Genomic DNA, 11471 nt, shown 5'->3' on the forward strand with positions numbered 1-11471 from the left:
ATTAACCACAATGCTTTTAAACCTGCACAATGCTGGCTTGTTTGGTCTTGATACCATGATTATGGGAATGGGGATTATGATGGGAGGGATCATACAGATCCTTGTAGGTATGCTCGAATGGAAGAAGAACAACATGTTTGGTATGATGGCCTTTTCATCTTACGGAGCTTTTTGGATTTCTTTAGTATTTATATGGATATTCCCTCAAATGGGATTAGGTGAAGCACCTTCAGGTACGGCAATGGGCTATTACCTTACGGTTTGGGGTATTTATACTTTGGGTCTATGGGTAGCAACCTTTAAACTGACAAAAACAATGGTGTTTTTATTCAGTACTGTTGTGGTGTTATTTGCTTTGTTGGCGATCGCCAGCTTTACCGGAAGTCACCTGATTCATACCATTGCTGGAATCGAAGGAGTAATTTGTGGAGCAACTGCATTATATATTGCTATTGGGACTCTTTTGGTGGAAGTATATGGAAAACAAATACTACCGATGCCATATTAGGTTCAATTGGAATTGTATATGTGATAAAAGTTTAGCCCGAATAATACGTTCGGGCTTTTTGTTTTAATTCCAGATATGGAATCAGGTACATTCATGCAGCGGGTACCCCAATGTCATTGCTGTGGCAAACCCCACAGTAACTAGTAAGAATCACTTTTCTTTATAGCTTTATTGATACTTATTCATCAAACCAAAGTCGAATGGTGTCCACATGCAGCACTTCAGACCACTTTGCTTAAAAACAGAATTGACCCAGGTATTGCAGGTATTAAAGCATGAGTAACTGCCTACTGCTTGATAAAAATCATCGTTGTATGAATAGCCTTTTCCAACTAAGTGAATTTTCTTCCCCCCTTCACCAGTCATAAATGATGCAGCTATTATTTCATTTAACCTGATCAACTCTGCCTTATTCAGTTCGATGCTTACCCAATGTTTTTGAACGTTCCGATAACGTGTCACGTGCATTAAACTCGAACCTTTCAGAAAAACCGCCTGAAAAGCCGTTTTGAAAGTCAGGTCGGACCAGTAGGGCGTATTAAGGTAAAACTCCTCGTCACCCCAGCCTATGGAATAAAACTCATCAGTTTGATTCACAACTAAACCCTCTAACAAGGCCTCGCTCATATCCTTTTGAGCCAGAATAACATTCAGATGCACACCGTTGGTGCTGAGGTAAATTATTTCAGTATCACCATCTGTCGTTTTTGTTGTATTTATAGTAATTAATGACAGCAACAATGAAGCCAATGCATATAAAACCGGAATTGCCAAAGCAATGAAAATAAATCGGATGACTTTTCTAAGAATACGCATTGTACTGTTGAGTAATAAAACAGAATGCAATTTAGTACAATGAAGTACTTATACCAATTGTATTTGAAATTGTGAGATTAATAAAGGTTAAACTAAGAATCCTATTCCCTGAGGCAAAGAGTTTGGATAACAGTTTATCTAATCTGGTTTCGTAGTTAGAGTCCATTATAATTGTAAAAAAGCCACCCCCGGAAACCCGGAGATGGCTTTAATTATAACCAATAGCTACCAAACTATCGTTTTAAAAACTTATATGTCTTAGCTATTCCTTTGATCTTAATAAAGTACGTGGCTGGATCTAGTTGACTAACATCTATTTGTTCATTGGTCAATCCTTCAACACATAACCTGCCATTCGAGTTAAAAATCATCACCTCCAGATCAGATTCCGCTTCAACTGTTATAAAATTATCTGCCGGATTCGGATATACTGAAACAATTAACTGAACTTCTGGTGTAAATCCTGTTGCTACCGGCATAACAGCTAATTTACCATCAGTTAGTACCAGGTTGTAATTATTGTCTTCTCCTCCTGTTAAAACAATTGGATATTCCCCTGGTAATGATGCTGATGTCGCCTCAGTACCGGCCACTGGCAATACATCAACAACAACCTCACTATCTCCATTTACAAAACCACTAAATGATATTGTTAACTCAGGTACTTCGCCTCCAAAGTCCATCTGCTTATCATCAGCTGTTACAAACAGATCTGCTTTGCTCACTGTAAAATTATCACCTACAAAACTCAGGTTATAATTGCTTCCGGCAGAAACAGAACCTTGTTGGATGGCATATGTTCCAACATTTTCACCTGCTTCCCTTGTTAAATTTCCTGTAAAAGAATCACTACCTACCAATGAACCAGAAGTTAATAGATAAGTTAACTCCGGATCTAATTCACCATAAGTTTTACTCTTGGCATCGGCTACCACAGTAATTGCTCTTGGGTTAACTACCAATACCTGATTAACATCAGCAGCGTCTGCATAACTTGTATTTCCAGCCTGTGAAGCTGTAATTGTGGTACTACCTGCTCCAATAATGGTTACTGTATTACCGGAAACTGTTGCCACAGAAGTATTAGAGCTCACAAAGGTTACCGGATTACCCGAACCACCACCTGTTGCTGTTAATGTAAAGTCAGCAGCACCATAAGTTACATCTGCTAAGGCATCGAATGTAATGGTTTGTGTTTGTAAATCGGTAATGGTCAATGTTCCGGACACAAAGCTCATGCTGTAATTAGCTGTAGCAGCTAAAGTTCCTTGGTTAATAGTATAAGTACCTACAGATTCACCTGCATCACGTGTTAAGCTTCCCGCAAGGACATCCGAGAATACCAGATTTCCGTTTGTGATGCTATAATCAAATACAGGGTCAGCAGAACCTTCAAACTTGATTTTATCATTGGCGGTAACTTCAATAGGTCTTTGTGTAATGGTAAAATCATTACCCACAAAGCTTAGATTATAGTTGCTACTTAATGCTAATGTGTTTTGCGTAATACCATAAGTACCTGTGTCTTCGCCCGCTGTTCTTGAAAGACTTCCTGTAAAGGCATCACTACCAACCAGTGTACCATTAGTTATAGTATAAGTCCATGTAGGATCAACATCACCATATGTTTTGCTAACAGCATCAGCAGTTACTTCAATGGCTCTTTGACCAATTGTTAAATCATTGCTTACAAAAGTAATGGCATAGTTGCTACTATTCATTGTTCCCTGTGCAATAGCATACGTACCTATGTCTTCGCCTGCTGTTCTTGAAAGCGTTCCTGATAATACATCGCTACCTACTAATGAACCGCTCGTAATTGAGTAAGTTAATGTAGGATCAGCATCTCCATACGTTTTGCTAATTGCATCAGCCGTAACTGTAACAGGTCTTTGTGTAATCGTTAATGTGTTCGGCATAACACTAACGCTGTAGTTACTACCTGCTGTTAGCGTACCTTGTGTTATAGGATACGGCCCTACACTTTCTCCTGGTAATCTTGACAGGTTACCTGAGAATACATCGCTACCAACAAGTGAACCTGAACTTATGCTATAAGTTAATACCGGATCAACATCTCCATAAGTCTTAGTTTTTGCATCGGCAGTTACCTCAATGGCTCTTTTAGTGATGGTAAACATGCCTGGCAAACAGGTAATTGAATAATTACTATTATCTAATGTACCTTGTAACATAGCATAACTACCTACGTTCTCTCCTACCTCACGTTCCATACTTCCTGTAAGTACATCACTACCCACTAATGAACCGCTGATTATTTGATAAGTAAACACAGGATCTGAGTCACCATAAGTTTTACTTTTCTCATCGGCTGCTAATACAATAGCCCTTGGGTTAACCACCAATACTCGATTAACATCAGCTGCATCAGCATAACTCGAATTCCCTGCCTGTGAAGCGGTAATTGTGGTACTACCAGCCCCAACAATGGTTACTGTATTACCGGAAACTGTTGCTACTGAAGTATTGGAGCTCATAAAGGTTACCGGATTACCCGAACCACCACCTGTTGCTGTCAAGCTAAAGTCAGTATCACCATAAGTTACATCTGCCAAAGCATCAAATGTGATGGTTTGCGTTTGTAAATCGGTTATGGTCAATGCTCCGCTTACAAAACTCATATTGTAATTAGCTGTAGCAGCTAAGGTTCCCTGGGTAATGGCGTAAGTACCTACTGTTTCACCTGCATCACGAGTTAAGCTTCCTGTAATAGCATCTGAATTTACCAGATTTCCGCCGGTAATGGTATAATCCAATGCAGGATCTGCAGAACCTAAAAACTTGGTTTTATCGTTGGCTGTTACCTCAATAGCTCTTTGTCCAATAGATAAATCATTACTAATAAATGTAATGTTGTAATTACTGTTGTCAAGTGTCCCTTGTGTAATTGCATAATTACCTACATTTTCTCCTGCAGCCCTGTTAAGTCCGCCTGTAAAGCTATCGGTCCCATTCGAAGTAGAAACAAAACTACCATTCGTGATTTGATACGTGAAAGCAGGGTCGTTCTCACCATACGTTTTTGTCTTCGCATCGGCAGTTACTTCAATTGCCTTTGGATTTATTGTCAGGTTATGCATGGTAGCATTTCCAGAGGTAGAATAGTAATTTAAGCCGACAATTACACCCGACGCATCTTTTATTTCAATTGTTGACCCCAATAGTGCTGGACCTACGAAATGTGTTCCTACACCCAATGCTTGTTGAACAACACGATAGCGATCATCATTTGATATATAATCAAGATAATCTCCTGATTTTAATGAGCCGGATACAGTAGTAAATTTATATCCCGGGAATGCATCACCGTATGTAATGGTTGTATTGTCAACAGAATATGTATACTCTCTTCTGCTAATGGTTAATTCATTACCAATAAAAGTAAGATTGTAATTATTACTTAGTTCAAGCGTTCCTTGCTCAATTGCATAATCTATTGAGTGCATCGAACCGCTTGTAGAAGCAATTTCTCCTGCCTCACGAGTCAAGCTACCGGTAAACACATCGCTACCTACTAATGATCCACCTGTAATTTGATAAGTAAGCTCCGGATCAGGATCTCCATACACCTTAGTCTTGGCATCAGCCGTAACTGTAATAGTTTTCTGACCAATCCTCAGGTTATCTCCTACATAGGTAATATCATAGTTTGCTGTTGCATCTGCTCCGGTTGAGTTATTCAACTTAATTCCGGGCGCATCAATAAAATAATCACCTACATTCTCTCCTGAAGCCCTGCTAAAACCAAAGGTATTAACAGCATCACCATTGGCCGGGCTTCCGGCCGTTAGTTGAGCAGTAAAAGCCGGGTCTGCATCACCATAAACTTTTGATTTTGCATCAGCAGTAAAGGTGATTGGCCTTTGAGTTACTGTAAGCTGACCTGTTTCAAATACCAGGTTGTAGTTATTGCCGGTCATTGCTGCCTGACTACTTGCTTCTACCTTAATGGCATTATTATAAACGCCACCTGCGTTGTAATATAAAGCAGGAGAAGTTTCATCGATGAATGTTACCGTTGGACTTCCAACTCCAATATTCAACACATCTGCATCCTCACCATATTGGAATCCTGAATAGGTAACCGGATAGCTGTTTGCCCCAATGGCTCCATATTCCAAAGTTGTATCTACAGGAGTAACAATCAGGTCTCTTTTGTTGATGGTTAAGGTACCACGTGCTTCTCCGGCCCAGAAATAGTTATTTGCCTGGAAAGCGGTTACAAGCTTCAGTTCTGAATTATACGTTCCTGCATCAGTAGGTGATGTATTGTAACCCATAACAGGCTGACTGGTAAATACCGAAGTATCATCTCCATTCACAAATCCGGTTACAGAATAATTAAGATCTGTTGGAAGTGGATCGCCATAAGTCAGTGTCAAATTATCTAAGCTTACCATTAAGCCTCGCTTAGAAACCGTGATATTACCGTTAACATAGTTGAATGCATAATTGTCATCTACACCGCCGCCAATGGTATAAGGGTATACGCCTGCATCGGTCATTTCGTCTACAACTGTAGTCAGTTCCGGCAAGGTATTCAACGAAGCCTCTGTATCTCCTGAAGCAAAACCGGAGTAAGTCAACAATGGATTACCACCCGCCGGATAACTTTCGCCGTATTGCAAGTCGACGTATAGTGGATTTAATTCCACTGTGACAATGCCCTTAGTGATTTCAAAATCATCACTTACGAAATTAATGGCATAGTTTGAACCGGCTGACAGTGTACCCTGACTGATAGGATAAACTCCTGCGTTATCACCGGCAGCTCTTGTTAAAGCACCTGATAATGCAAAGTCACTACTATAATCTATGGTTCCCACATTGTTCGTTAGTCCTGAATTATCCAATGTATAGGTCAGTGCCGGATCTGCAGTGGCTCCATTATCATACACTTTTGATACAGGATCTGCCTTTACTGTTACCGGAGCTGCAACTACTGTAACTTTTCCGGTTCCACTGGTAGCTATATTATATTTTCCTGAATGATCAATGAAGGCCGGTTTATTGGTCCCATCCCAAACAAGATCGTAAGTACCTGGTGTCCTTGCTACTGTTGGTGTATTAAGGTCACTAACATAAGCCCGTAAATCAGGCAGAAAATTTTCGAAAGTGGTTGTATCACTATCTTTTACTAATCCCTGGAATGCAACCGGATAACGTAAGGTTCCATCATTTGGTAAATAGAGCGATCCGTACTGTATGGTTGTATCCTTTGGAACAACATTTATTAATTTCGGTCCTACTGTGAATGTCAATACACTATCTGTCGCTGCCAAATATTCAGCATTTCCGGCCTGCGAGGCTGTAATGGTTACAGTACCCACATTATCCATAATGATAGAATTATTCCATATTCTCGCAATGGCCGGATCAGAACTTGTCAAGGTAACATCTAAACCTGATGATGCACTGACTCCTGTTATTACTGTATCACCATATACCGGGTTTACAATAGGGATAAATGAAATAGTTTGAGGAATCAATGATTCAATGGTAAATTCTCCCGGCACAAAATTAATTGAGTAATTATTTCCGGCGGTTAATGTACCTTGATTAATGGCATATGTTCCTGAAGTTTCTCCGGTTTCTCTCACCAGACTTCCGCTTAATAAGTCTCCGTTAATTAGCGAACCACTTGTAATGTTGTAGGTTAAATCCGGATCAGCATGACCTAAGTATTTGTTTTTAGCATCTGCTGTTATTTCAATGGCTACCGGATTTACTGTCAACGTTTGTTTTACATTCGGGGCAGCATCATAGGTAGCATCACCTGCCTGAGAAGCATAAATATCAGTAGTTCCTGCACCCACAATGCTTACCGTATTACCGGAAACAATGGCTACGGAAGTATTCGAACTTGTATAGTTTATAGTTAGACCTGAAGAAGCCGTGGCTCCCGGTGTAAAGTCTGTATCACCGTATGTTTTGTTGGAAAGTGCATTAAATGTAATGGATTGAGACGTTCCCATTCCAACACCATTGGTAGAACCATCAACATAGTTACCACTCGTTCCTGTTAATTCAAAAGCATTTAATGTACCAACATTGTTCTCACCGCTATGATCATTTACAGTTGTAATTATGGTATTGTCAGCTCCGGGAATCCCTTCATTAAAATTGTAGTATAATACCAGACCCGATTCGTTACCTGTCAATTCCATCTGTTTCTCAGCATTAATGGTTGCTGCGTCGCGGGTAATACTCCAGAAACGAACATCATCTAATATTCCATCTACCGGATAAGGATCACCACCGGCTGTTACACCTGCTCCAATTATTAAAGAATTATTATTAGGAGTCAAACTTCCGCTGCCCGTTTGTGAGGCAACTTCTGTTCCGTTTATTATAATTGCTGCTTTTGTACTACTTAACGATACAGCCATATGATACCAAGTGTTGGCACTTGGTGTAAAGTTGTAGTCTGTATATCCATTTCCAAAACCGGGGTGGTAAAAACGTAAGAGTTTACTTGGTCCATCAGTCAACATCATCAAAGCATACGATTCTGTGTAACGCGATTTGGCAAATAGGCATTGCCAGTCCCAACCGTCATTTATTCTATCAACCTGATCAAAGTTCACCCATGCTTCAAAGGTGAAATTGTTTGTAAAATCCAAACTTGCATTATCTGCTACATCAATATAATCCCAGCCGGACACTCCTCCGTTAAAGTGTAATGCACTAAGCTTTTCGATGGTTACATCAAAACTGCTTTCTGTAGTACAACCCGAACCTGCATCATTACTGTAAACATAAATTGTTTGTGAAGAGGTAATGGATTCACCTGCGCTAAGTGCCGTGCCTGTTCCTCCAGCTCCGGTATAATAATTTCCGTTTGAAAGGGTTGGTAATATATAGCTGTTAATTTCAGTTACATCAGGCAGGTTATCCGCCTGAGGGTTATTGATGCTAATATTAAAATTGCTTTCATCTGTACAAGCGGCACTGGTTGATGAAACACCATGAATATACATGGTCATAGATGCTGAAATATTATCTCCGGCATTGTATGCAGTACCTGAACCTCCGGGTTCTGAAAAATAATTACCTTCTGTTAATGCCGGTAATGTATAAGGAGTTCCATCACATATTAAAACATCTGAAAGATTATCTACCGTATAGTTTTCCTGTACCGCTGCAACAGTAAGTGTTTGACTTTGCATGGTTGCGGCATCAAAATTTCCATTTCCATTCTGCAAAGCCGTTATAGTTGACGTTCCTGCTCCATTAATGGTTAAAATATTACCAGCAATTGAAGCTACAGACAAATTGTTACTTGTAAATGTAAGCGGTAAATCACTATCGGTGCTTGCATATAACGAAAGGTCGATACTTGTTTGCCCACAGGCTACTTCTGCAATAGCATTAAATGTGATAACCTGGGTTTGTTTATCTATTGTGTACGAACCGGTGGTCTCAGTTGCTGTATAGTTTGTTTCTGTTGCATCTATATTTACTCTTACATGATATGTGCCTGCATTAACAGGTAATGTAGTGCTATAACTATTAGCTCCTGTAATGCTGTATTCCGTAATTAAACTTAAAGTCGGGTTACCTTCCTGGTCGTTTGCCGTTGGAACAATACCTTGCTCCATACCTGTGTATTCAAGGTTGCCTGCAGGTAAGTTTAAACTGATGACAGTTGTATAAGGAGCAATTGTAAAATCTTCACTTACACTTCCTGCATAATCGGCATTTGAAGCTTTTACCGTGGCGGTTACCGTGTAGTCTCCGGCATTTGTCGGAGCTGTAGAACTGCTTGTATAGCTTGTACCATTTCGCCCTTCGTAGGTAAGTTCCAAATCATTTTGTGGAAGTGCCGGGCTTAGTCCGTTATCCGGCGTAACCGTATATGTTTTGGCAGTACCATCATATACCAAACTTGCCGGTGCATTAAATGCAATATCTGCAGGGGTAATGGGAATACCGGCCGTTATTTCCAGGGTACCGTTTGTTACTCCCGGGTCACTGTAATTTACCAAAGCACTTTCGTCTAATCTCACTTCCACATCGTAAACACCAATGGCCGATGGCTCAGCAGAAGTAAATGGATTGGAAGTTCCCGAAAGACGATAAGTAGTTTTAAGTGGTAATGATTCACTGTTAATGCCTGTGGCAGAAGCTACAAAAGGTATTCCACTGCCTGAAGAAGTATAAGTTTGTGCAGGGATAGCTACAATGCTGGTTGAAGCCTTGTTCACCGTAAAGAACAAACCTGTGCTAGCCGGAAAATAAGTATTGTTTCCGGCTTGGTTTGCAACCAGCTCAACATACCCCGGTTTATTGATGGTAGCCGTGCTACCCGAAACAGAGATAACCGATGGATCGTTACTTGTGAAAGTGATAGATCCTCCTGTGTTTGCACTTGCTACCAATGTAAACGGTGAATCGCCATATGTACTTGAAATGGTATTTTGAGCACCATCGAAAGTCACTACTTGGTTGGCTTTTACGTAGTAAACGCGATCAATACTTGATGTGTTATTTTGGTAAAAATCGTTGACATCTTCGGTTGCTGTTATAGTAATAACAAGCTCTCCTGCAATTGGGCCTGTTACAATTTCGTTTGAACTGTTTTTGTAACTTCCTGAAGGGTATGATTTTATTGCATAGGATAGGTTAGCGTAAGAATAACCATCATTCATTGTACGTGCCGGAGTTATGGCAGTAGTAGTTCCCAGGCCAAGGTCTGTATCATAATCTGGTTCGTCAATAGCAATGTCCGGTGCATTATTGGTACCATCCCAGATGTAGAATATGGCATCTTTGGTTTCTCCGGTACCCGAATCGGTTGCACGAATGATGATCTCTGCCGACAGCGGACCGCAATTCAGATCAGAACCTGAAATACTATACCCATAATCTGTTCCAATAATCTCAAAATTAACAGAACCTGTTGCACCACTTACATAAGCAGATAGGTCTGTTGGGTTTACAAGGGAAATAACTTGATCTGCAAATGTAAAACCACTAGCCGTTTCAACAGGATTGATGGTGAGAGTAGCCTGTTCAGATACACCATTTGCAGTTGCTTCTATGGTCACTGTTCCTGCTGTACCAAGAGTTACTGTTTCATTATTTGTCCCTGATAGAGAAGTACCTGAACCTGTTTGATTTAAGATTTGATACGTAACCGTGCTTCCATCTGAAGCCGTAGCGCTTAGGTCAAAATCCGCATCTCCTACTGTTTTGGTGATATCATAAAACGCAATAGACGTATTTACTGCATTTGCATTCGATTTTGAAAAACTGTAACCATCCTGTTGGTATCTTCTTTTACTAATTACTCCACATGCATGATAATAAGCGACTATGTTGAAATAATAGGTGGTGTTGGCGTTAAGACCACTAATGGTAAGATTGGGATTGGTAGAACTGCCGGCATAAACAACTTGTTCCCCGGAACCTCCATAAGCGGTGTCCCCGGTTGGTAAAGCTGCACCATCGGCATATGTACTAAAGCTGTTGCTTGTATTCATTCTGATAATATAACCTTCGGGATCGGTTGCAGGTGCTGTTGGGCTAAGGGCTGTAAATGAATTTAATTCCATGCTGTTGCTGGAAATAGCCCCAAAAACCGGATTGGATGCTAAATTATCAGAGAAATTACATGTTGCATATGCGGCAACTTTTGTATCATTTATGTTCACATAAGTTGTTCCCCCACAAGTGTAATAAGGATATGACTTTACATAGTATGTGGTATTGGGAGTAAGTCCGGTAACCGGGGCAAAATTACTGGTGTATGTTCCTATATGATACAATTGCTGTCCTGTGCCCGAATAAACAGAATTTGCCGTTGGTAGGTTAGCATATGTTACATCCGGGTCGGTAAAACTGTTTTCTGTGTTGATGTACAAAAGTAAGCCCGTAGCTTCAACAGCCCCATTGCGATTATATACCGTGTTTAAAGAATGAGTGCCGTATGTACCACCGCTACTCCCAAGATAATTATTCGCTCCATCAGCCGGAGCTCCACAAGTATAAATACTAACCGAGCGGCCTGTTTGTTCAAAATAAGCTTCTCCATCACACATATTATATGCGTAAACCTTAACGTAATACTGTGTAACTGAAGACAGACCTGATATGGTAATATTAGGTGTGGCAGATGATCCTG

At 40.3% G+C, this 11471-nt stretch carries 3 protein-coding genes; 1 reads left to right on the forward strand and 2 read right to left on the reverse strand.

Going from position 1 to position 11471, the window contains the following annotated elements; all coding sequences use genetic code 11:
• A partial coding sequence (locus tag AC4MRQ_RS22160; RefSeq protein ID WP_491199912.1) for an acetate uptake transporter occupies positions 1 to 508 on the forward strand: 508 nt, incomplete at its 5' end.
• Between the two features lie 168 nt (positions 509 to 676).
• On the opposite strand, the gene AC4MRQ_RS22165 is transcribed toward AC4MRQ_RS22160, so the two are convergent.
• Together AC4MRQ_RS22165 and AC4MRQ_RS22170 are read right to left on the reverse strand one after the other, a co-directional pair.
• A complete protein-coding gene (locus AC4MRQ_RS22165; RefSeq protein ID WP_491199913.1) occupies positions 677 to 1324 on the reverse strand; it encodes a DUF2459 domain-containing protein in 648 nt (215 codons plus the stop codon).
• Positions 1325 to 1557: 233 nt separating this feature from the next.
• A complete protein-coding gene (locus tag AC4MRQ_RS22170) occupies positions 1558 to 11388 on the reverse strand; it encodes an MBG domain-containing protein (RefSeq protein ID WP_491199914.1) in 9831 nt (3276 codons plus the stop codon).
• Between the last annotated feature and the right edge of the window lie 83 nt (positions 11389 to 11471).

This window comes from Carboxylicivirga sp. (assembly GCF_982718395.1).